The organism is Pseudomonas sp. NPDC077451 (assembly GCF_044543345.1).
GTDB lineage: Bacteria > Pseudomonadota > Gammaproteobacteria > Pseudomonadales > Pseudomonadaceae > Stutzerimonas.
Genome location: NZ_JBITVX010000008.1, coordinates 199,797 through 221,726, shown reverse-complemented (window position 1 = coordinate 221,726; position 21,930 = coordinate 199,797). Strand labels below are relative to the sequence as shown.

At 61.2% G+C, this 21,930-nt stretch carries 21 protein-coding genes; 8 read left to right on the top strand and 13 right to left on the bottom strand.

The annotated features are described in order from the left end of the window. Positions 1-139: 139 nt before the first annotated feature. The 4 genes from ACIGHL_RS14855 to ACIGHL_RS14840 form a co-directional block, all read right to left on the bottom strand. Entirely contained in the window at positions 140-2,350 is a 2,211-nt protein-coding gene (locus ACIGHL_RS14855; protein WP_128120355.1) for a putative bifunctional diguanylate cyclase/phosphodiesterase, read from the bottom strand. Between the two features lie 207 nt (positions 2,351-2,557). Beyond that, positions 2,558-3,031, bottom strand: coding sequence for a PA2171 family ribosome-binding persister protein (locus ACIGHL_RS14850; protein WP_128120356.1), 474 nt, complete (start codon positions 3,029-3,031; stop codon positions 2,558-2,560). Positions 3,032-3,144: 113 nt separating this feature from the next. After that, entirely contained in the window at positions 3,145-3,423 is a 279-nt protein-coding gene (locus ACIGHL_RS14845; protein WP_045423791.1) for a DUF3509 domain-containing protein, read from the bottom strand. A 201-nt stretch (positions 3,424-3,624) separates the two neighbouring features. After that, positions 3,625-4,245 carry a class I SAM-dependent methyltransferase gene (locus tag ACIGHL_RS14840; protein WP_128120357.1) on the bottom strand — a complete coding sequence of 207 codons (621 nt, stop codon included), beginning with the start codon at positions 4,243-4,245 and terminating at the stop codon, positions 3,625-3,627. A 215-nt stretch (positions 4,246-4,460) separates the two neighbouring features. Between ACIGHL_RS14840 and ACIGHL_RS14835 the strand changes: the two genes are divergently transcribed. After that, positions 4,461-4,838 (top strand): response regulator, encoded by a 378-nt coding sequence (locus ACIGHL_RS14835; protein WP_128120358.1) that lies wholly within the window; start codon positions 4,461-4,463, stop codon positions 4,836-4,838. An 80-nt stretch (positions 4,839-4,918) separates the two neighbouring features. Here the strand turns inward: ACIGHL_RS14835 and fba are convergent, their stop codons facing one another. The 7 genes from fba to ACIGHL_RS14800 form a co-directional block, all read right to left on the bottom strand. Next, positions 4,919-5,983: a class II fructose-bisphosphate aldolase gene (gene fba / locus ACIGHL_RS14830; RefSeq protein ID WP_045423785.1), complete on the bottom strand. Its 1,065-nt coding sequence runs from the start codon at positions 5,981-5,983 to the stop codon at positions 4,919-4,921. A 168-nt stretch (positions 5,984-6,151) separates the two neighbouring features. Continuing rightward, positions 6,152-6,484 (bottom strand): MliC family protein, encoded by a 333-nt coding sequence (locus tag ACIGHL_RS14825; RefSeq protein ID WP_128120359.1) that lies wholly within the window; start codon positions 6,482-6,484, stop codon positions 6,152-6,154. A 17-nt stretch (positions 6,485-6,501) separates the two neighbouring features. Continuing rightward, positions 6,502-6,696: a hypothetical protein gene (locus ACIGHL_RS14820; RefSeq protein WP_045431533.1), complete on the bottom strand. Its 195-nt coding sequence runs from the start codon at positions 6,694-6,696 to the stop codon at positions 6,502-6,504. Between the two features lie 101 nt (positions 6,697-6,797). Further along, positions 6,798-7,958: a phosphoglycerate kinase gene (locus tag ACIGHL_RS14815; protein ID WP_128120360.1), complete on the bottom strand. Its 1,161-nt coding sequence runs from the start codon at positions 7,956-7,958 to the stop codon at positions 6,798-6,800. A 77-nt stretch (positions 7,959-8,035) separates the two neighbouring features. Next, a complete protein-coding gene (epd, locus tag ACIGHL_RS14810) occupies positions 8,036-9,082 on the bottom strand; it encodes an erythrose-4-phosphate dehydrogenase (protein ID WP_128120361.1) in 1,047 nt (348 codons plus the stop codon). A gap of 159 nt (positions 9,083-9,241) precedes the next feature. Next, positions 9,242-11,239: a transketolase gene (gene tkt / locus ACIGHL_RS14805; protein ID WP_128120362.1), complete on the bottom strand. Its 1,998-nt coding sequence runs from the start codon at positions 11,237-11,239 to the stop codon at positions 9,242-9,244. A gap of 123 nt (positions 11,240-11,362) precedes the next feature. Continuing rightward, complete coding sequence (locus tag ACIGHL_RS14800; RefSeq protein WP_128120363.1) at positions 11,363-12,283, bottom strand: LysR substrate-binding domain-containing protein; 921 nt, start codon at positions 12,281-12,283, stop codon at positions 11,363-11,365. Positions 12,284-12,445: 162 nt separating this feature from the next. On the opposite strand from ACIGHL_RS14800, the gene ACIGHL_RS14795 reads away from it, so the two are divergent. The 4 genes from ACIGHL_RS14795 to metK all read left to right on the top strand — a co-directional run bounded on the left by ACIGHL_RS14795 (position 12,446) and on the right by metK (position 16,229). Next, positions 12,446-13,342: a TauD/TfdA family dioxygenase gene (locus ACIGHL_RS14795; protein WP_128120364.1), complete on the top strand. Its 897-nt coding sequence runs from the start codon at positions 12,446-12,448 to the stop codon at positions 13,340-13,342. Beyond that, complete coding sequence (locus ACIGHL_RS14790) at positions 13,339-13,944, top strand: LysE family translocator (protein ID WP_128120365.1); 606 nt, start codon at positions 13,339-13,341, stop codon at positions 13,942-13,944. The genes ACIGHL_RS14795 and ACIGHL_RS14790 overlap by 4 nt, the downstream gene beginning before the upstream one ends. A gap of 78 nt (positions 13,945-14,022) precedes the next feature. Beyond that, positions 14,023-15,024, top strand: coding sequence for an ArsR/SmtB family transcription factor (locus ACIGHL_RS14785; protein WP_128120366.1), 1,002 nt, complete (start codon positions 14,023-14,025; stop codon positions 15,022-15,024). A 14-nt stretch (positions 15,025-15,038) separates the two neighbouring features. Further along, complete coding sequence (gene metK, locus ACIGHL_RS14780; protein WP_128120367.1) at positions 15,039-16,229, top strand: methionine adenosyltransferase; 1,191 nt, start codon at positions 15,039-15,041, stop codon at positions 16,227-16,229. Between the two features lie 343 nt (positions 16,230-16,572). Here the strand turns inward: metK and ACIGHL_RS14775 are convergent, their stop codons facing one another. Together ACIGHL_RS14775 and ACIGHL_RS14770 are read right to left on the bottom strand one after the other, a co-directional pair. Continuing rightward, entirely contained in the window at positions 16,573-17,334 is a 762-nt protein-coding gene (locus ACIGHL_RS14775) for an ABC transporter permease (protein ID WP_045423768.1), read from the bottom strand. Continuing rightward, a complete protein-coding gene (locus tag ACIGHL_RS14770) occupies positions 17,331-18,260 on the bottom strand; it encodes an ABC transporter ATP-binding protein (RefSeq protein ID WP_128120368.1) in 930 nt (309 codons plus the stop codon). The genes ACIGHL_RS14775 and ACIGHL_RS14770 overlap by 4 nt, the downstream gene beginning before the upstream one ends. A gap of 146 nt (positions 18,261-18,406) precedes the next feature. Between ACIGHL_RS14770 and ACIGHL_RS14765 the strand changes: the two genes are divergently transcribed. The 3 genes from ACIGHL_RS14765 to ACIGHL_RS14755 all read left to right on the top strand — a co-directional run bounded on the left by ACIGHL_RS14765 (position 18,407) and on the right by ACIGHL_RS14755 (position 21,915). Beyond that, a complete protein-coding gene (locus ACIGHL_RS14765) occupies positions 18,407-19,738 on the top strand; it encodes a ferredoxin reductase family protein (protein WP_128120369.1) in 1,332 nt (443 codons plus the stop codon). Between the two features lie 63 nt (positions 19,739-19,801). Then, complete coding sequence (gene ligB / locus ACIGHL_RS14760) at positions 19,802-21,475, top strand: NAD-dependent DNA ligase LigB (RefSeq protein WP_216707052.1); 1,674 nt, start codon at positions 19,802-19,804, stop codon at positions 21,473-21,475. 59 nt (positions 21,476-21,534) lie between these two features. After that, positions 21,535-21,915 carry a DUF1090 family protein gene (locus ACIGHL_RS14755; protein WP_128120370.1) on the top strand — a complete coding sequence of 127 codons (381 nt, stop codon included), beginning with the start codon at positions 21,535-21,537 and terminating at the stop codon, positions 21,913-21,915. The last annotated feature ends 15 nt before the right edge of the window (positions 21,916-21,930 follow it).

Genomic DNA, 21,930 nt, shown 5'->3' with positions numbered 1-21,930 from the left:
CTATCCCGCGAGTAGCCTGCGGGCATGAGTCAATCCTTATCAAAATTGACCCTGTAGACAGCCCGGAGTGCCCCGCCCCAGTGTCCAGGCCGCCCGACGGTTCCGAGTGGCTGCCTGCAGCTGCCGATAGGCTGGCGACCTAAGCCGACACGGCCAACTGCCAAAGCCCGTCGACGCAATGGTCATGGCGGAAGTGCTGTCGTAGGTCTTCAGCCGACAGGGGTCGGCTGAATAGATAACCTTGGGCGTACTCGCAGCATTCGGCCTCGAGGAAGGCTAGATGGCTCGCCTCTTCAACGCCCTCGGCGACTACCGTCAGACCGAGGCTCTGACCCAACCCGATGATGGCCCGACTGATTACCGCGGAGTCGGCATCGTCCGCCACACCCGCGATGAAACTGCGGTCGACCTTGAGAATGTGCAGGGGAAACTGCTTCAAATAACCTAGCGAGCAGTAGCCGGTACCGAAGTCATCCAGCGCCAGCCGCACGCCAAGGTCGGCGATTTCCTGCAAGGTCGCCAGCACCGCATCGCTGTGCTGCATCAGCAGGGTTTCGGTAATCTCCAGCACCAGGCTCGAAGCGGGCAGCTGCGTCTCGCCGAGTACAGCGACCAGACGGTGGATAAAATCGGCCTGCTGCAGCTGCCGAATCGACAGGTTCACCGAGCAGTAGAGCCGCGACTGACCGGCCTGCTGCCAGCGACGCACCTGCGTACAGGCCTCTCGCAACACCCACTCGCCGACCCGGACGATCTCCCGTGACTCCTCGAGTATCGGGATAAATTCCTGGGGGCCGACCGAGTGCCCGTCATGCTGCCAGCGCAGCAGTGCCTCAACCCCGGCCAGATGGGCCTGCCCATCAACCAGGCGGCAGATCGGTTGATAGCAGAGCGTGAATTCGTTGCGTTCGAGGGCCTGCGCCAAGTTGCTTTGCAGCTCCAGTTGACGCTGCGCCGTACTCTGCAGCCCTTCGCAGTACAGAGCGAACTGGTTCTTGCCAGCGTTCTTGGCGCAGTAAAGTGCCAAATCTGCGGCTTGCAATGCATCTAGCGGTTTGCCGTCACGCTGTAACGGAGCGATACCGATGCTGGCACTGAGCGAAAGTGTTCGCTCATCCAGTTGCAAAGGTTCCCGTAGCGCGTTGAGCATGCGCTGCGCCACGCGCTCGGCGTCGCTGGCGTACGCAAGGTCGCCCAGCAACGCCACGAACTCATCGCCACCGAAGCGGGCAAGATGATCACCGGGGCGCAGGCAACCGGAGAGGCGTCGAGCAACCTCCACCAGGACCTGATCGCCAACACGGTGACCCAGGCTGTCATTGATCAGCTTGAAACGATCAATATCGACGAATAGCAGCGCTGAGTCCCGAACCCCGCCCCGCTGCTGCGCGGCCTTGAGGAGCTCATCCATATGCAGACGATTCGCGAGCCCGGTGAGCGAATCGTGGCGGGCCGCGTAGTGCAGACAACTTTCGGCGATCTTGCGTGCGCTGATATTGGTTTGCGAGCCGGCCATGCGCCGCCCGCTGCGTTCGCAATGCTCGACCACGCCGCGCACCTGCACCCAGAGATATTCGCCATAGTGGGTTTGAATGCGGTACTCATGGTTCAACGATGCCGTGCGACCACCGAGGTGCGCGGAAATGGCTTCGCGCAATCCCGCCAGATCATCCGGATGGACCCGATTGAACCAGCTGTCGCTGGTGTATCCGGGCTCAGCGGAAAGGCCCAGCATGGCCATCCAGCGTTCGGAGAGATAGAGCTGGTCGGCATCGATGTGCCAGTCCCAGATGCCATCCTCGGTGCCCCTCATGGCACGGGCTAAGCGCGCTTCACTGTCTTCCAGGGCCTGACGCTGCGCCACCGTGTAGGTGTCAATCGCGAGAATCATGTCGAAGAACACCGCCTTGAGCAGGCTGTCGAACACGGCATACCCCGGCGCATCACCCACTAACTCCGCCAGCATGTCGCTGAGATACAGGCGATAGGCGCCCAGATACCACTCCAGGTCGACGCCCACGCGCTGATGCACCAGCCCGACAAGCAGACGGTCCGTTACATAACTACGGTCGTATGGGCCACTCCACAACCGCTCGTAATAACTTCGCTGGCTATGCTTGAGTCGCACGAGCCGCTGGGGATCGGCAAGCAGCGCCGTCGGCACCTCGAAGGCGGCCATGTGGGTGTAGAGGCGCTCAATGAACTTGGCATGCACATCGTCTAGATCGGCGGCTGCACTGTTCAACCGTGCGCCATCGCTTGGTTGCCACTCCAGAAAGCGCATGCGCGTACGGATCGCCTCAGGTCCGAGACCAATCCGCTTCAGCAATTCCTTTAGCTCGTCTTCCATCCGCCACCTACTCTGAAGCCGCCAAGCGTGGCTCCTTTCGTTTGACCCGCTACGAGCAGGCAATACCGCCACCAGGTAGCGCTAGGCCATCAAGCCTGACAGTAGCGTTGAGCAGGGATGTTGATGCAGATCAGCGAGGCGCCGAGCGAGGCCTAGTGCTTTCGTAGGCCCAGATAGACCGGGGCATTGCGCCCCGGTATCGTTGAATCAAGCTGCCTGTTTGGCAGTAAATTCTTTCTTCAGGCGGGTCTTGAGCGCTTCCATCTGCTGCCCCATCTCGTTCAGCTTGTCTTCGCTGAACAGTTCACGCGCAGAAGGAAACATCTCGGACTCTTCTTCCTCGATGTGATGTTCGAGCAGCTCCTTGCACACTTTCACGCGCCCGGAGAATTCAAGCGTCGACGGGTCAGTTGCCTTGAGATCAGGCAACACCAGCGAATCGACCGCACGGTGCTCTTCCTTGGCCTCGTGATACATAGTCTTTTCCTCTTTTCCGCCGGCCTCCTTGAAGGCTGGATAGAGAATCTGCTCTTCAAGCTGGGTATGGATCGACACCTCCATCTCCAGCTTTTGCAGCAACTCGGTACGGGTCTTGACCGCACGTTCGGTGGTATCGCTGAGGCGCGTCAGGATGTCTTTGACTTTCTCGTGGTCATCAATCAATAAGTCGATAGCGTTCATGATATTTCCTCTATCAGGTTTGTGCTGCATTCGGGCTCTTCGGCCTGATCGTCAGCACAAGGGAGTGTGTCTGGGAACGACAGGCCTGCGGCAGTGCAGGCCTGTGGTGCGACTCAGGCGTACTCGTAGGTGGGCAGCCCGGTGCGGCTCTGGCTCTGCAAGCGGGCAATGGCTGGCGACATTCCTGCTTCCAATGCGAGGTCGCGGCGGACCGAGCTGATGACCCATTCCAGCTGAATGTCGGTCTGGGTCTGTCCTTTGGACAGGGCCCGCTTGATGACGTCTCTATCATCGTTACGAAGCGTTAGCAGAAGCCCACCATCCGGACGAGGTGCGGTGATGACTTCGAACTCGGGAAACGCGGCAGAGAGAACTTTTTCAGCGGCAATCATTATTGTGTACTCCGGTTATGTTCCAGCGTACCTAGCTAGAGCATCGATCATGCCAACCGGACGACCACAAAAATCCGCATCATTTCAGAGACTTACGTCACATAATAGCGTTTTGTACACATGCAAAACGCATGACGGTTACGCTTACGGCATGCATTCTGCGTTGCTGAAGAACAAAAATAGAAGTTCGCTGTCCTGCGCTCAAGCCTTGCGCCAGACGCTTGCAAGCCACGGCTGTTGCTCGCGCGGCAGCCCAGGCGGGCGATAGTAATGCTCCAATTCAATGAACCCGACGGACTGCAGTAAGCGCCGCCAAGTCGGCCAGTCGTACCAGGTGCCGTAGCGAGCACCACTCCAACCTTCCTGATTGTCGCCACGTGGATTTGAGCAAAACAGCACGCCTGACGGACGCAGCGCCTCGCGCAGCTTCGACAAGACATGAGTGATTTCGCCGCTCGGCAGATGAAACAGCACGGCATTGGCAAAGATGCCGTCAAAGGTTCCGCTCGGCAGATCCAGCTCCAGGAAGTTCTGGTGCAATACCTCGCAGCCGGTATCGGCACGCGCCATCCGGACAAAGGGCTCGGCTCCATCGACGCCAACGGCAATATGTCCTCGCTCGGTGAATGCCTTGAGGTCCCGCCCAGGCCCGCAGCCAAGATCGAGAATGCGCAGCGGCGGCTCACCCTGGATATGCCGCAGCAAGGCGTCGATGTTCTGGCTGACGTCGTGGTCTCGGGTGCCCTCGCGAAACGCTTCGGCGTTGGTACGGTAATCGTCCAACGTCAGTTCTGAAATGGCACGATGATTTTCGTCAGGCATGAGCGAGCTCCGGTGATGAAGAGGCGAGCCTAACGGCACGATTGTCGATTGCCAACGCATGTGAAACCGCGGAAACCGCGTAAAAGCACAGCAAGCAGTTGACGGATGGCTGCACATCGCTGAACTTGCTGTACGGCGCTAGCTCCAACGCTGATTCGCGTGAATTAATACCCCACGCCGCACTATGTTCATGAAACACATCGAGAATCGCTCCGATGAGCCAACCACCCAATAAAGTCGTTTTACTCGTCGAGGACGAACCTCACATTCTTGCCCTGCTGTCTGATTACCTCGCAGGCGAAGGCTATAAGGTATTGGAGGCGGCAGGCGCGCCACAGGCCTTCGAGATCTTGGCGACAAAGCCGCAGCTTGATTTGCTGGTAACTGACTTCCGTCTTCCTGGCGGCGTGTCCGGGGTGATGATCGCTGAACCCGCACTGAAGCTGCGCCCTGATCTCAAGGTCATCTTCATCAGCGGCTACCCAATCGAAATCTACGAATCGGGCAGCGACATCGCGCGTTCCGCACCGATTCTGGCCAAGCCTTTCTCGCTAGACACCTTGCGTAGCCAGATCCAGCAGCTGTTGGCCTAGCTAGCCGCGCCCCCCTCCGATTTAGCCCCCTCATAACGCAACGAGCCCGCACTAGGCGGGCTCGTCATCAACGCTTCGACTCAGTTGACCTTGGGGTCGAGTTCGCCGCGCGCATAACGCTCGAACATCGCGTCCAGGGAGATCGGTTTGATCTTCGACGCGTTGCCGGCGGTACCGAAAGCTTCGTAACGGGCAATGCAGATGTCGCGCATCGCAGTTACGGTCTTCGCCAGGTACTTGCGTGGGTCGAATTCGCTGGGGTTCTTCGCCATGAATTCGCGGATCGCACCGGTGGAGGCGAGACGCAGATCGGTGTCGATGTTGACCTTGCGCACGCCGTACTTGATGCCTTCGACGATTTCCTCAACCGGCACGCCGTAGGTTTCCTTGATGTCACCACCGTACTCATTGATGATTTTCAGCCATTCCTGCGGGACCGAGGAGGAGCCATGCATGACCAGATGGGTATCCGGGATGCGCTGATGGATCTCCTTGATGCGCTGGATCGACAGGGTGTCACCGGTTGGCGGCTTGGTGAACTTGTAGGCGCCGTGGCTGGTGCCGATGGCGATGGCCAGCGCATCGACCTTGGTCTTGGCGACAAAGTCAGCGGCTTCTTCCGGATCGGTCAGCAGCTGGCTGTGATCCAGGGTGCCCTCGGCACCGACGCCGTCTTCCTCACCGGCCATGCCGGTTTCCAGCGAGCCCAGGCATCCCAGCTCACCTTCTACCGACACGCCACAGGCGTGGGCGAAGGCGACGGTCTGCTGAGTGACGCGGACATTGTATTCGTAATCGGACGGCGTCTTGCCGTCTTCACGCAGCGAGCCGTCCATCATGACTGAGCTGAAGCCCAGCTGGATGGAGCGCTGGCAAATGTCAGGGCTGGTGCCGTGGTCCTGGTGCATGACCACCGGGATATGCGGGAATTCTTCTACCGCCGCGAGGATCAGGTGACGCAGAAACGGTGCGCCTGCGTATTTACGAGCACCGGCCGAAGCCTGGACGATCACCGGGGAGTCGGTCTTGTCGGCCGCTTCCATGATGGCTCGCATCTGCTCGAGGTTGTTTACGTTGAAGGCCGGCACGCCGTAGCCGAATTCGGCGGCGTGGTCGAGCATCTGGCGCATGCTGATGAGTGCCATGTTTTCCTTTCTCCCGGTTAGGGTCGTTTAATCATGTAAAGCCTGCCGCAGGGGCCGGCGCTGTTCAAGCACCGCGCGGTATGGCGCGGCATTGTAGTGGTGGACGGCTCAAAAGCCATCAGGCCCGGCGAAAACGCCGCAAAACAGGGTAATCGCCCGCCTTTTCGATCAGATGTTGATCAACGACGCGCTGCAACCATGGGCGAGCAGCTTGTCATCCGCCAGGCGATAGACCAGCGCGCCTGTCCCCTTGTCGTGGAAGGCCACAACGCCATCGCTATAGAAAGCACCACGGGTCACGGGTTCCTTGCGCAACCTATGGACTTGCTGACTGTCTCCGATTTTCAGCTCCACCATCTGGCGGCTTTCATCAGCATAGCGCCAGGCAATGTTCTGCTTACTCTGGCACTTCCAGCCTACGAAGGGGGCGTCCGGGCCGGATTGCCAGTGGCCGCACCCGGCAAGAAGTAATGCAGCAATCGAAATGAGCAGGCCTTTCATCGGTTCTCCTAGCGGGCTCAGGAACAGTCCTGGACATCGGCAGCGGTGCCTGCAGTCGGGTCGCCAGTGCTCTGCATCTCAATGCGCTGATCGTTCTGCGCGGTCGGGCTTTGTACTGGTGGCGGGTCGATCACTTCACAGAGCGAGTCTGGTGAACCTCCGGCACAACCGGCCAGGCCAAGACAGCAAACAGCTATTGCGGCGTAACGCATGGTGAGTCTCCATTCCTCGTCTGGACAGAACAGAGACAGCAACCAGTCGCAGGGGTTGCCTTTGCCGTTACGCTTGTAACGACAAAAGGCCATCAGCCGTTTTACTTTGCGCGCTGCTCCAGCACTTCCACAGCAGGCAGAACCTTACCTTCGACGAACTCGAGGAAAGCACCGCCGCCGGTAGAAATGTAGGAAATCTGTTCGCTCACGCCATACTTATCGATAGCCGCCAGCGTGTCGCCGCCGCCAGCGATAGAGAATGCCGGGCTTTGCGCGATGGCCTGAGCCAGCACCTTGGTGCCGTTGCCAAACTGATCGAACTCGAACACACCGACCGGGCCGTTCCACAGGATGGTCTTCGACGACTTCAGCAGTTCGGCGAAATTGGCTGCGGTCTGCGGGCCGATGTCGAGGATCATGTCGTCTTCGGCGACGTCCGCGACTGCCTTGACGGTGGCTTCGGCATCTTCAGCGAAAGCCTTGGCCACGACCACGTCGACCGGCAGCGGCACGCTGACCTTGGCGGCGATGGCCTTGGCGGTTTCGACCAGATCGGCTTCGTACAACGACTTGCCCACCGGGAAACCGGCCGCAGCGAGGAAGGTGTTAGCGATACCACCGCCGACGATCAGCTGGTTGCAGACCTGGCTCAGGCTGTTGAGCACGTCCAGCTTGGTGGAGACTTTGGAGCCGGCGACGATGGCTGCCATCGGCTGAGCGGGGCTCTTCAGCGCTTTGCCCAGGGCATCCAGCTCGGCTGCGAGCAGCGGGCCGGCACAGGCCACCTTGGCGAATTTTGCCACGCCGTGGGTCGAACCCTGGGCGCGATGCGCAGTGCCGAAGGCGTCCATGACGAACACATCGCACAGCGCCGCGTATTGCTGCGCCAGCTCGTCGGTGTTCTTCTTTTCACCCTTGTTGAAACGCACGTTCTCCAGCAGCACCAGCTCACCCGCCTGCACCTGGACGCCGTTCAGGTAATCCTTGACCAGCGGGACTTCGCGATCGAGCGCCTTGCTCAGGTAATCAGCGACCGGCTTGAGGCTGTCTTCCTCGCTGTAGACGCCCTCTTCCGGACGGCCCAGGTGTGAGCAGACCATCACCGCTGCGCCCTTTTCCAGCGCCAGCTTGATGGTTGGCAGCGAAGCAAGGATGCGCGCATCGCTTTTAACCGCGCCATCCTTCACCGGCACGTTGAGATCCTCACGGATCAGCACGCGCTTGCCCTGGAGGTCGAGGTCGGTCATCTTCAAAACGGTCATGTGATCTTCCTTAAGTTCAAGAACGGCGATATTTGTAAGCTGCGGCCGGCCAGGTAAAGCCCGCCAGACAGTGACGGTTAGGCGCGGTGGGCGACGCGCAAATAATGATCGGCCACGTCCAGCATGCGGTTGGCGAAACCCCACTCGTTGTCGAACCAGGCCAGCAAGTTCACCAGCCGCGGCCCGGAGGCGCGCGTCAGGCTGCCATCGACGATCGCAGAATGCGGGTCGTGGTTGAAATCACAGCTGGCGTGGGGCAGCTCGGTATAGGCGAGCAGGCCTTTCAGCGGGCCGGATAGCGCGGCTTCCCGCAGAATCCGATTGATCGTTGGCGCATCCGTATCGCGGGAGGTCTGCACGGTGATATCCAGACAGGACACGTTCACCGTCGGCACCCGCACGGCTTTGGCCTGAATCCGCCCCGAGAGTTCCGGCAGCAGGCGTTCGATTCCTTTTGCCAGACCGGTCGACACAGGGATCACCGACTGGAAGGCCGACCGCGTGCGGCGCAGATCATCGTGGTGATAGGCGTCGATGACCGGCTGATCGTTCATCGCCGAGTGAATCGTGGTGATCGAGACGTAATCGAGCCCGATGGCATCGTTGAGCAGCTTGAGCAGCGGTACGCCACAGTTGGTAGTGCAGGACGCGTTGGAGACCAGTCGTTCGGCTCCCGTCAGCTGCTCATGGTTGATGCCCATGACCACCGTGGCATCGACATCAGCTGCCCCGCTCATGGGTTGCGAAAACAACACGCGTGGAACACCAGCCGCAAGAAAGCGCTCCCCGCCGGCACGCGTGTTGTAGGCACCGGAACACTCGAGCACGAGGTCCACACCCAGATCGCGCCAATCGACCGCTTCTGGCGTCGACTCGCGCAAGACCTTTACGCAGTGGCCGTTAAGATGCAGACAATCGCCTTCCACCGCCACGTCGCCGGGAAAGCGGCCATGGGTAGAGTCGAAACGGGTGAGGTACTCAAGACTGGCCATGTCGGCGAGGTCGTTGAGGGCGACGATCTCGAAATCGAAGGCCGCGTTGCGCTCGTAGAAGGCACGCAACACGCAGCGACCAATGCGACCGTAGCCGTTGAGGGCAATGCGGTAGGGGACAGTTCGGGGCATTCGCGGCTCGCCTTATGCGAGCTGGAAGCTGGAAGCCAGACACTCGAAATGGCTCATGCCGCCACCACCCCGATGTTGAGCCGCCACTTCTCAGCTGCTGTGATCTCGCAAACCTGAGCTGGAAGCCCTTACTCAAGCCTCCAGCTCCCAGCTTAGCTATCAGTCTTCCAGCAGCTCTTCAGCCACCGCAAGGATGTTGTCGACCGTAAAGCCGAACTCCTCGAACAGCTGACCAGCCGGGGCCGACTCGCCGTAGGTGGTCATGCCGATAATGCGGCCGTCGAGGCCGACGTACTTGTACCAGTAGTCCGCGTGCGCTGCTTCGATAGCGATGCGCGCGCCGACTTCTACCGGCAGCACGTGCTGCTTCCAGGACGCATCCTGGGCATCGAAGACGCTGGTGCACGGCATCGAGACGACACGCACGTTGCGGCCCTGCTCAGTCAGCTTGTCGTAGGCCTGAACGGCTAGCCCAACTTCCGAACCGGTGGAAATGAGGATCAGCTCCGGCTCGCCGACGCAGTTCTTTAGGATGTAACCACCCTTGGCAATGGACGCCTCGGTTTCGTTGTCGCGGATGTGATACGGCAGGTTCTGGCGCGAGAAGATCAGCGCGCTCGGGCCATCCTTGCGTTCGACCGCATGCTTCCAGGCGACCGCAGATTCGACTGTGTCGGCCGGACGCCAGGTATCCAGGTTCGGCGTGGTGCGCAGGCTGGTGAGCTGCTCGATCGGCTGGTGAGTCGGGCCGTCTTCGCCAAGGCCAATGGAGTCATGGGTGAAGACGTAGAGCACACGCTGCTTCATCAGCGCCGACATGCGCACGGCGTTGCGTGCGTATTCCATGAACATCAGGAAGGTTGCGCCGTAGGGAATCAGGCCGCCGTGAAGGGCGACGCCGTTCATGATGGCGCTCATGCCGAACTCGCGCACGCCGTAGTACATGTAGTTGCCCGAGGCATCCTCGGCGACCACCGGCTTGCAGCCTTTCCACAGGGTCAGGTTGGAACCAGCGAGATCCGCCGAACCGCCAAGCAGTTCCGGCAGCAGCGGGCCGAAGGCATTCAGGCAGTTCTGGCTGGCCTTGCGGCTGGCAATGGTTTCGCCCTTGGTGGCGACTTCGCGAATGAACTCGCTGGCCTTTTCGGCGAAATCGGCCGGCAACTCGCCCGCCATGCGCCGCTTGAACTCGGACGCCAGTGCCGGGAATTCGGTTTCATAGACGGCGAAACGCTTGTTCCACTCGTTTTCCGCGTCGGCGCCCTTCTGCTTGGCGTCCCACTCGGCGTAAATCTCGGCGGGAATCTCGAACGGGCCGTGATTCCAGCCCAGCGCTTCGCGGGTCAGGGCGATTTCCGCATCACCCAGGGCGGCGCCGTGGGATTCTTCCTTGCCCTGCTTGTTCGGCGAACCGAAGCCGATGACGGTCTTGCAGCAGATCAGTGTCGGGCGGTCGCTCTTGCGCGCGGTCTCCAGGGCGATCTGGATTTCCTCGGCGTCATGGCCGTCAACGTTGCGAATCACCTGCCAGCCGTAGGCTTCGAAGCGTCGCGGGGTATCGTCGGTAAACCAGCCATGCACTTCGCCATCGATGGAAATGCCGTTGTCGTCATAGAAGCCGATGAGCTTGTTCAGGCCCAGCGTGCCTGCCAGTGAGCAGACTTCATGGGAAATGCCTTCCATCAGACAGCCGTCGCCCATGAACACATAGGTGTGGTGATCGACGATGTTGTGCCCGTCGCGGTTGAACTGCGCGGCCATGACCTTTTCAGCCAAGGCGAAACCGACGGCATTGGCCAGACCCTGGCCCAGCGGGCCGGTGGTGGTCTCGACACCTGCGGTGTAGCCGAACTCGGGATGGCCCGGGGTTTTGCTGTGCAATTGCCGGAAGTTCTTCAGGTCGTCGATGGACAGGTCGTAACCGGTCAGGTGCAACAAGGAGTAGATCAGCATCGAGCCGTGGCCGTTGGACAGCACGAAGCGGTCGCGGTCGGCCCACTGCGGGTTGGTCGGGCTGTGCTTCAAATGGTCTCGCCAGAGGACCTCAGCGATGTCCGCCATGCCCATGGGGGCACCCGGGTGGCCGCTGTTGGCTTTCTGCACGGCATCCATGCTGAGGGCGCGGATGGCATTGGCTCGCTCACGACGGCTGGGCATCGCTGAATCTCCTGCGGGGTAGCTTCTGAAACGAAGGGGGCGGAAAAAGGCGGCCATTTTCCCCTACCGCGGGTGGCGGGGCAATGACTGAATAAGCGCCGCGGTGCCGCCAATGCCCCCTAATTAGTCGAGCAGACTGACGCCACAGCTGCCGATGTCCGGCAGATGTTGCAGCAAATAGTCCTTCATGCGCGTCAGCGTCAGGGGCGGCTCTCCCGCCGCCGGCCAGACCAGGTAATAGCTGTCGCCGGAGCGCACCGCCTGGTCGAACGGCAGCATCAGCGAGCCTTTGCGCAACTCGGCGTCGACCAGGGCCAGATCGCCGATTGAGATGCCATGCCCCTGCGCTGCAGCGGAGATCCCAAGCTCCAGCGTGTCGAACAGCTTGCCCTGCTGCCAGGCGACAGCCTCGACCCAACCGACCCGTTGCAGCCAGCGGCGCCAGTCTCGGCAGTCGCGCGACGGGTGAATCAGCTCTGCATCAGCGAGGCGTGCAGCCGTCCAGGGTGATCCCCCCTGATAGTCCGGTGAACACACCGGCACCAGCCATTCATCGAACAACTTGATCCGGTTCCAGTCTGCCGGAAACCCGCCATGCCCCAGCAGGATGGCGCAATCGAAGGGCTCGTTGTGGAAGTCCACCGAATCGAGGTCCATCCAGGCACTGGTCAGTTGCACGCGATCCTGCGGATGGGTGAGCTGGAAATTCTCCAGCGCACCGAGCAGCCAGCGCATGGTCAGGGTCGAGGGCGCTTTCAGCCGGAGCGCGTCCTGCTGCCGGTTAATGGCGATGCAGGCGTTTTCGATGGTACGGAAGCCGACCTTGAGCTCCTGCGCAAGCAGCCGTCCGGTGTCGGTCAGCGCCAACCTCGAACCGCGCCGCTCGAAAAGCGAGCAGCCGAGGCTTTCCTCCAGCGTCTTCACGTGCCGACTGACAGCACTCTGGGTGATGCACAGGCTTTCAGCGGCCTGTGTAAATGACCCGAAGCGCGCCGCGACCTCAAAGGCACGCAGCGCGTAAAGCGGCGGCATGCGCAACGTCATACCCCCAGCCTCCGGCATGAGTAAAACTCATCGGAGATGGCCGTTTTTTCCATTTTGCAACCCTCCAGGGCCCACCAATACTCGCCGGCAATCGGGCCAGCCATGCGTTGGCACCGACCCAATAAGAGGCCTCTGCCTTGTATAACGCTAGGGAAGGATGACATGCCCACTCGCGAGTTCGATCAACTTTTGTCTGCCAGTATTCGTCACGGGGGGCTCAGTCAGGCGCAGATAGCGGACATCCTTGATTTCAAGCTGTTCGGCAATGCCAAGGGTTTTGTCCTGTTGGAAGACACGGAAATCGGTGAGATACCGCCGACACCCGCCTCACGCACCGACCTGAACAAGGTCGACGACCGCAGCGAGCGCCTGCTCTTGCAAGCCACCGCGCTGCTGGGAGAGCCGATCGGCTACGTGCAGGAATCGGGCGGTTGCATCGTCAACAATTTCTTCCCGCAGCAGACGCAGTCACGTGCCGCGACCTCGGACAGCTTCGACACTGAACTCGACCTGCACACCGAAAACGCCTTCCACGCCATCCAGCCGGACTACCTGCTGCTGCTCTGCCTGCGTCAGGATCCGGCCGCCGAGGCCGTCACCTACATCGCGTCGGCCGAGCGCATCCTCGAGCGACTTTCCTACGAAGACCAGGTGTTCTTTCTCAACGAGCCCTACAACTTTCTGTCCGACTACGGCCACAGCGAAAAGAACCAGCGCATCGATATCAACAAGCATCAGACCGTGCTGTACGGCGACCCTGACGCCCCCTTTCTGCGCTTCGATCCGCAATTCATGGTCGCCTACAGCGACCGGGCTCAGCGCGCGCTGGACCGACTGCGCGCCGTTGCCTGGGAAGTGGTCGAGCCGGTGCGCCTCACTCGCGGCGATCTGCTGGTCATCGACAACCGCCGCACGGCACACGCACGCAGCCCCTTCACCGCCCGTTTCGATGGCAGCGATCGCTGGATGCAGCGCACGTTCGCCAGCTGCAACCTGCGCTTCTACACCGAAAAGCTGGGCAAGCAATCGCGCATCTTCGAACTGGTAACCGAGCTATGAACGCCACCTATCTCGCCTTTGCCGCCGCGGTCGCTTTGCTGATCGCCTCCCCTGGCCCGGTCGTCGCGCTGGTTGTCGCCGACGCCCGACGCAGCTGGCCGGCCTGGACCATTCTCGGCGGTGTGCTGTCGGCGCAAATGCTGTTGATCGCTGCGCTGATGGTGATCTACCTGGCCCTGGACCTGAAACCGGTAATTCTCGAATGGGGCCAGGTGCTCGGCGGGCTCTACCTGATCTGGCTCGGTGCCGACGGCCTCTGCGGGGGTGGTGGCGAAGAAGCTAAGGAGCTGCCGCGCCCGCAATCGCATTACTTCTGGCGGGCCATGGCGGTCGGACTGTCCAACCCCAAGGACATCCTGTTCTTTCTCGCCTTTCTGCCAGGCTTCATTTTGCCGGCGCAACCCTTCGCGCCGCAGGCGCTGGCGCTGATCGCCATCTGGGCACTAGTCGATGTTTCGATTTTGATCACCTACAGCCTGGTGTCACGCCAGTTGTCGAGCAATGACCGCCTGCAGGGGCTACTCGATCTGCTGCCCAATTTCTTTCTACTGGCGCTGGGTCTGGTGTCCTGCGGCATGGGCGTCAACAGCCTGATCAGCTAAGGCGTCGCTTGTCCAATATCAAAACTTTTTGATATTGGCATTGCTGGACGAAAATCGACCGACTAGACTGCGTCGCCTATGAGCCTGCGCATTCCCCAGATATCTTTCGACGACAGCGATCAGCTCGCCGCCCTGTGCAAGGCCGGCGGCGATTCGCTGCGGCTGAACGTACTGCGCGCGCTGGCCAGCGACTCGTTCGGCGTGCTCGAGCTGGCGCAGATTTTTGCCACCGGACAATCCGGCATCAGCCATCACCTCAAGGTACTGACCCAGGCTGGCCTGCTGGCGACGCGCCGAGAAGGCAATGCGATCTTCTATCGCCGCGCCCTGCCCCAGAGCGACAACCTTGGCGGCAGGGTGCATGCAGCCCTGCTCGACGAGGTGGATCAGCTGAGCCTGCCGCTCGATGTGCAGGCGCGCATTGCCGCAGTGCATGCTCAGCGCAGTGCCGCCAGCGAAGACTTCTTCGCAAGGATGGCCGGTAGCTTTCAGGCGCGGCAGGACATGATTGCCGGCTTCCCACAGTACCGCGACAGCGTGGTCGCACTGCTCGATGCGCTGAATCTTCCAGCCCAGGCAACAGCGCTTGAAGTAGGCCCCGGCGACGGTAGCTTTCTGCCCGAACTGGCACATCGGTTCGCTCGAGTGATCGCGGTGGACAACAGTGCGGCGATGCTCGAGCTGGCTCGCTCACGTTGCGAGCGGGATGCGCTGGAAAACGTCGAATTGAAACTTGCCGACGCCTTGCAGGACGAATGCCCATCGGCAGATTGCGTCGTGCTGAACATGGTTTTGCATCATCTGGCGGCGCCGGGTGAAGCACTCAAGCAACTTGCACGGCTGGTGAACATGGGCGGTAGCCTGCTGATCACCGAGCTGTGCAGCCACAACCAGAGTTGGGCCAGGGAGGCCTGCGGCGACCTCTGGTTGGGCTTCGAACAGGATGATCTGGCCCGTTGGGCCGATGCCGCGGGGCTCACGCCCGGCGAGAGCCTCTACATTGGCTTGAAGAACGGTTTTCAGATCCAGACCCGGTACTTTTCCCGGCTCGCCCCTGACAGCCGACTCACCCACCGGTAATTAGGAACCGATAGATGAGCGAATATTCGATTTTCACCTCCGAGTCCGTGTCCGAAGGGCACCCGGACAAGATTGCCGACCAGATTTCCGATGCGGTGCTGGACGCCATCATCGCCGAGGACAAGCACGCCCGCGTGGCCTGTGAGACGCTGGTCAAGACCGGCGTTGCGATCGTCGCTGGCGAAGTCACCACCAGCGCCTGGGTCGACCTCGAGCAGCTGGTACGCGACGTCATCATCGACATCGGCTACAACAGCTCGGAAGTCGGCTTCGATGGCGCCACCTGCGGCATCATCAACATCATCGGCAAGCAGTCGGTGGACATCGCCCAAGGCGTCGACCGCAGCAAGCCGGAAGACCAGGGCGCCGGCGATCAGGGCCTGATGTTCGGCTACGCCAGCAACGAAACCGACGTGCTGATGCCGGCTCCGATCCGCTTCTCCCACGCACTGGTCGAGCGCCAGGCCGAAGCACGCAAGAACGGCCTGCTGCCGTGGCTGCGTCCGGATGCCAAGAGCCAGGTCACCTGCCGTTACGAAGGCGGCAAAGTGGTCGGTATCGACGCCATCGTGCTATCCACCCAGCACAACCCGGAGGTCAAGCATTCCGACCTCAAGGAAGCGGTGATGGAGCTGATCGTCAAGCACGTGATCCCGGCCGAACTGCTGCACAAGGACACCCAGTTCCATATCAACCCGACCGGCCAGTTCATCATCGGCGGCCCGGTGGGCGACTGCGGCCTGACCGGGCGCAAGATCATCGTCGACACCTACGGCGGCATGGCCCGTCACGGCGGCGGCGCCTTCTCCGGCAAGGACCCATCCAAGGTCGACCGTTCGGCTGCCTACGCTGGCCGTTATGTGGCGAAGAACATCGTTGCTGCCGGCCTGGCCGAACGCTGCGAAATCCAGGTTTCTTACGCCATTGGCGTGGCGCAGCCGACCTCGATCTCGATCAACACCTTCGGCACAGGCAAGCTCAGCGACGAGAAGATCGTTGCCCTGGTGCGCGAGCATTTCGATCTGCGTCCCTACGCGATCACCACCATGCTCGACCTGCTGCACCCGATGTACAAGGCCACCGCCGCCTATGGCCACTTCGGTCGTACTCCAGTTGAAATGACGGTCGGTAACGACACCTTCACCGCCTTCACCTGGGAAAAGACCGACAAAGCCGACGCCCTGCGCGCTGCTGCCGGGCTCTGACCCGCCTCCAATCCGTAGGGTGGGCTTTAGCCAACCCCGCGGAGCTGTCGCCAACTCGGTGGGCTGAAGCGGAACGCCGCCCGGCCCACCCTACGAGACGGCCAAGCGCATGAAAAAGCCCCGCCAGCGAAAGCCGGACGGGGCTTTTTTACAGCTGCGACGGTTCTCTACCACCCCGACAAGGCCGACGCCCCGCAGCACCGCTTCGGCCTCGACCCGCCCCAAACCGTAGGGTGGGCTTCAGCCCACCACCACGGACCTGCCAGCGACGCGGTGGATTGAAGCGGAACGCCGCGCGGCCCACCCTACGAGATGGTCAGCGCATGGAGAAGCCCCGCCCGGCTCAATTCTTCAGGCGATAACCCGTCTTGAAGATCCACCAGATCAGCACCAGACACAGCGCCAGGAAGCCCAGCGTCATGGCCAGGCTTATACCGACGTTAACGTCGGAAACCCCGTAGAAACTCCAGCGGAAGCCACTGATCAGGTACACCACCGGGTTGAACAGCGTGACCTTCTGCCAGAGCGGCGGCAGCATTTCGATGGAATAGAAGCTGCCGCCTAGAAAGGCCAGCGGCATGACGATCAGTGACGGCACGATCTGCAGCTTTTCCCAACCATCTGCCCAGATGCCGATGATGAAACCGAACAGGCAGAAGGTCACCGCGGTGAGCACCAGGAACAGCGCCATCACCCACGGGTGCGCGATCTCGTAATCGACGAATAACCGAGCCGTCAGCAGAATCACCAAGCCGAGAATGATCGACTTGGTCGCCGCGGCGCCGACATAGCCGATGACAATCTCCAGGTACGACACTGGCGCGGACAGCACTTCGTAGATAGTCCCCGAATAGCGCGGCATATAGATGCCGAACGACGCATTGGAAATGCTCTCGGTAAGCAGCGCCATCATGATCAGGCCGGGGATGATGAAGGCACCGTAAGGGATGCCGTGCATCGCCTCCATCCGCGAGCCGATGGCCGAACCAAACACCACGAAGTACAGCGAAGTGGAAATGACCGGCGTGGCGATGCTCTGCAGCAGCGTGCGCCAGGTGCGCGCCAGTTCAAACAGGTAGATGGCGCGAATTGCGTGGAAATTCATGTGCGGCTGCCCTTTACCAAGCTGACGAAGATTTCTTCCAGCGAACTCTGACTCGACTGCAGATCCTTAAAATCGATGCCGTGCGCCGCCAGCCGCCTGAGTAGCTCGGCAATACCAGTGTCTTCATGCTGAGCATCGAAGGTGAACACCAGCTGATTGCCCGAGTCGACCAGTTCGAGCGGATAGCTGGCCAGATCCGCCGGAATCTCGGCCAGCGGCCGTTGCAAATGCAGGGTCAGCTGCTTGGTGCCAAGCTTCTGCATCAGCGCTTTCTTGTCCTCGACCAGGATGATCTCGCCCTTGCTGATCACGCCGATGCGATCAGCCATCTCCTCGGCCTCTTCGATGTAGTGCGTAGTCAGGATGATGGTTACCCCGCGCTCACGCAGACGGCGGACCATCTCCCACATATCGCGGCGCAGCTCGACGTCAACGCCCGCCGTGGGCTCGTCGAGAAACAGAATGGTCGGTTCGTGGGACAGGGCCTTGGCGATCATCACGCGGCGCTTCATGCCGCCGGACAGCTCGATAATGCGCGCGCTCTTCTTGTCCCAAAGCGACAGGTCGCGGAGCAATTGCTCCAGGTAGGCGTCATCTGGCGCCTTGCCGAACAGTCCGCGGGAAAAGCGCACCGTCGCCCAGACACTCTCGAAGCCTTCATTGAAGAGCTCCTGCGGCACCAGGCCGATCTTGGAACGTGCGGCGCGGTAATCATCGATGATGTCGAAGCCATCGACCCGCACGCGACCGCTACCGGGATTGACGATCCCGCAGATGATGCTGATCAGCGTGGTTTTGCCCGCCCCGTTGGGCCCGAGCAGGGCAAAGATCTCGCCCTTGTGGATCTCCAGATCGATCTGCTTGAGCGCTGGATGCCCCGACGCGTAGGTCTTGGTGAGGTGCTCGATGGTGATCACGGGTTGCACTGATGAATCACTCCGCAAAACATTTGGTTGGCAATTGTACGACGCAGTTAATTAGCTCACTAATCAATGCCGTTGATAACGATCATGCCCACCACTGCATCGCAAGCGCATGCTTCTCATGCTTCATCACAGCAGGGGGCACCGCCATGCAACGGATCAGACTGGCCTTAGTCACATTGTTCATCACCGTGACCCTTCTCTGGCTCGCTACTGCGGGCGGCATCACTGGCGGCTATCCCCGTTTCTGGCCGCTGCGCGCAGACATGGTTCACTACAGTGGCGCTCTTGCCATCAGCGCAATGAGCGTGGCGATCTACCTCGCCATCCGCCCCCAGTGGCTGGAGCGCCTGCTGGGTGGCCTGGACAAGAGCTATCGGCTGCATAAATGGCTGGGAATCGGCGTGTTGGTGGTATCAACCGTACATTGGGGCTGGGCGCAGATTCCGAAATGGCTGGTGGGGTTGGGCTGGCTCGCAGCCCCTGCCCGACGCGGCGCCGGCAAAGCCAAGGATGGCCTGCTCGGCTGGCTGCATGGGCAACGGGGGTTCGCTGAGGACATCGGCGAATGGGCCTTCTATGTCGCCGCGTTACTGATTGTTCTCGCACTGATAAAACAGTTCCCGTACCGCTGGTTCTTCAAAACCCATCGCTGGCTGGCACTGGTCTATCTGGTGCTGGCGGTACACAGCCTCATGCTGATGCCACCCGCCTATTGGCAGACCCTACTGGGTGCGGTGATAGCTGTGTTGCTTATTGGCGGGACCTTTGCCGCTACTGTTTCGCTGCTGCGCCAGGTCGGACGCGCACATCAGGTTGTGGGCCGCGTCGATGGCCTGACCTACCACCCCGACAATCAGGTCCTGCATGTGAATGTATCGCTGGAAGGGCCCTGGCCCGGCCACAAACCCGGACAATTTGCCTTTGCCAGCTTTGAGGAAAAGGAAGGACCACATCCTTTCAGTCTTTCCAGTGCCTGGCAAAACGACGGCAAGCTCTCCTTCGCGATCAAGGGGCTCGGGGACTACACCCGCCGTTTGCCGCAAACCCTGCGCAACGGCGATGCGGTTACGGTAGAAGGCCCTTACGGCTGCTTTGATTTCGGCGGACACAAAGCCGGGCAAATCTGGGTAGCGGGAGGCATTGGAGTCGCCCCGTTCATGAGCCGGCTGCAGGCGCTGGCGGGCAGCAATACGGACAACACCATCGATCTGTTCTATTGCACCAGCGCACCGGACCAACGCTTCATCGCGCAGCTGCAAGCACTCGCTGCGTCCGCCCGGATACGTCTGCACGTACAGGTGGCCAGGGAGCATGGTCGACTCACGCCTGACCAGATCCGCCAAGAGGTGCCAGACTGGCTGCAGCGTGACGTCTGGTTCTGCGGGCCGGCCCGCTTCGGCAGCAAACTGCGCCAAGACCTGACCGAGCACGGCCTGCCAGCCAGCGATTTCCATCAGGAATTGTTCAACATGCGCTAGCGCACGGCCTCAGCTGACCCTGCGGAGCAGAATGGGCGACCTCAACGAGCAAGGATGCTCTCTATGCAGCGCTTGATTGCGACAGCACTCTGTACCCTTTCCTGCCTGGCAATGGCCGATTGCCCTGACTGGCCGAACCGCCGCGCTGAAACGGAGATCGCAGCCTTGGCCGCCCAGGTGGCGCAATGGGACGACGCCTACCATCGGCGCGGTCTCTCGCTGGTCGACGACGAAATCTACGACCAGACCCGGCGGCGTCTGGAGCAATGGCAAGCCTGCTTTGCGACTGACAGCGCAGCAACAGCTGCAGACCCGCTCGACGGCAGCGACGGGCCCATTGCCCATCCAGTCGCTCAGACCGGCCTGGCCAAGCTCGCCGATGCCGAGGCGGTCAAGGACTGGCTCACGGCCCGCTCGGATGTGTGGGTCCAGCCCAAAGTCGATGGCGTCGCGGTAACGTTGCATTACCAACAGGGTTCACTGGTCCGGGTGGTGAGCCGCGGCGACGGCAGCCATGGACAGGACTGGACCGACCGCGCCCGGCAACTGCAGGCCATACAGCTGCAGCTGCCGATTAAAGAAGAGTTGATCCTGCAGGGCGAGCTCTACTGGCGCGTGCAGAACCACGTGCAAGCGCAAGCCGGCAGTGCCGGGGCGCGCAGCAAGGTCACCGGAGCGATGGCGAGGTTGGTGCTGGATGAGGCGACCGCCGCACAGATCGGCTTGTTCATCTGGGACTGGCCCAACGGCCCGTCCGACATGCGATCTCGCCTCGCCGGCCTGGTGGCGATGGGATTCGATGAAAGCGCTGCACTGACCGTGCCGCTGGAAACTGCGGAACAAGCTGGCCATTGGCGTGACCACTGGTTCCGCCATAGTCTTCCGTTCGCCAGTGATGGGATCGTGCTGCGCCAGGGTGAGCGCCCGGACGCCACCCGCTGGCAGGCCCAGCCGCCGCACTGGGCAATTGCCTGGAAATATCCGCTGCGCACAGCCGTTACCCAGGTGCGCGAGGTGACGTTCAGCATCGGTCGCAGCGGCAGAATCACACCGGTACTGCAACTGGAGCCGGTACAGCTCGATGACCGCCTTGTCAGCCGCGTCAGCCTCGGGTCCGTGAGGCGTTGGCAGCAGGCAGACGTACAACCTGACGATCAGGTCGCGATCGCCCTGGCCGGCCTGACCATCCCACGCTTCGAGCGTGTCGTCTGGCGCATGCAGCAGCGGCGGCGAGTCGAAGCGCCCACGCCGGACGACTACCACTTCATGAGTTGCTGGCATACGGCCCCCGGCTGTGATCAGCAGTTCGTCGCACGCCTCGTCTGGCTCAGCGGAAAGAAAGGGCTCGACCTGCCCCACTTGGGGCCGGGGACTTGGCAGGCATTGGTGGATGCCAGGCTGGTCGATGGCCTACTTGACTGGCTGCACCTCGATCAGCGTCGTTTGCAACAGGTGCCAGGTATCGGCGAAGCCAGCGCCAGCACACTGGTCGCCAGTTTCCAGCTGGCACGCGCCCGCCCTCTCGCCAGTTGGCTACGAGCGCTCGGCGCGCCACCGGGTGCAGATGCAATACCGGCCGACAGCTGGGACGACCTAGAGGCAATCTCCCTGACGCAATGGCAGTCCGAGCCCGGCATCGGGGCGACACGCGCTAAGCAGCTTCGGACCTTCTTCACGGCGCCGGAAATCCTTCGGCTGCGTCAGCAACTGCATGAGGTCGGCATCGCCGGATTCTGAGGGCACTTCACTGCCGGACTCCAGTCTTATGACATCACAACAACAAAAAGGACCTGTGCATGACCGGCCGGCACAATCCCCTCGCGTATCTGCTGATCTGCTTCTGTTGCAGTGTGCCGACGATGGCCATCGCAGAGACGGACGCAGCCTGCAGCGAACCGCGCGAGCGCATCAGCCAGCAAATCAAGGATGCACGCTTGAAGGGCGACAGCAGTCAGCGCGCGATACTAGAGGCTCAACTGCAACACCTGACCGAGCGCTGCAGCGGCGTGGTCCCGTTGCAACCCAACCACGCCGAGATCGAACGCGCGATGCGCCTGGCTACGACGCGTGAAGCGCAGCTGCGCGAGGCCTTGGGAACAGGCGACCCTCAGGTGATCGAAGTGAGTAAAAGGCGCTTGGATCAGGCCCGCAAGGAGCTGGAAGCGGCCAAGCGCTGATCGGTGCGCCGCCTC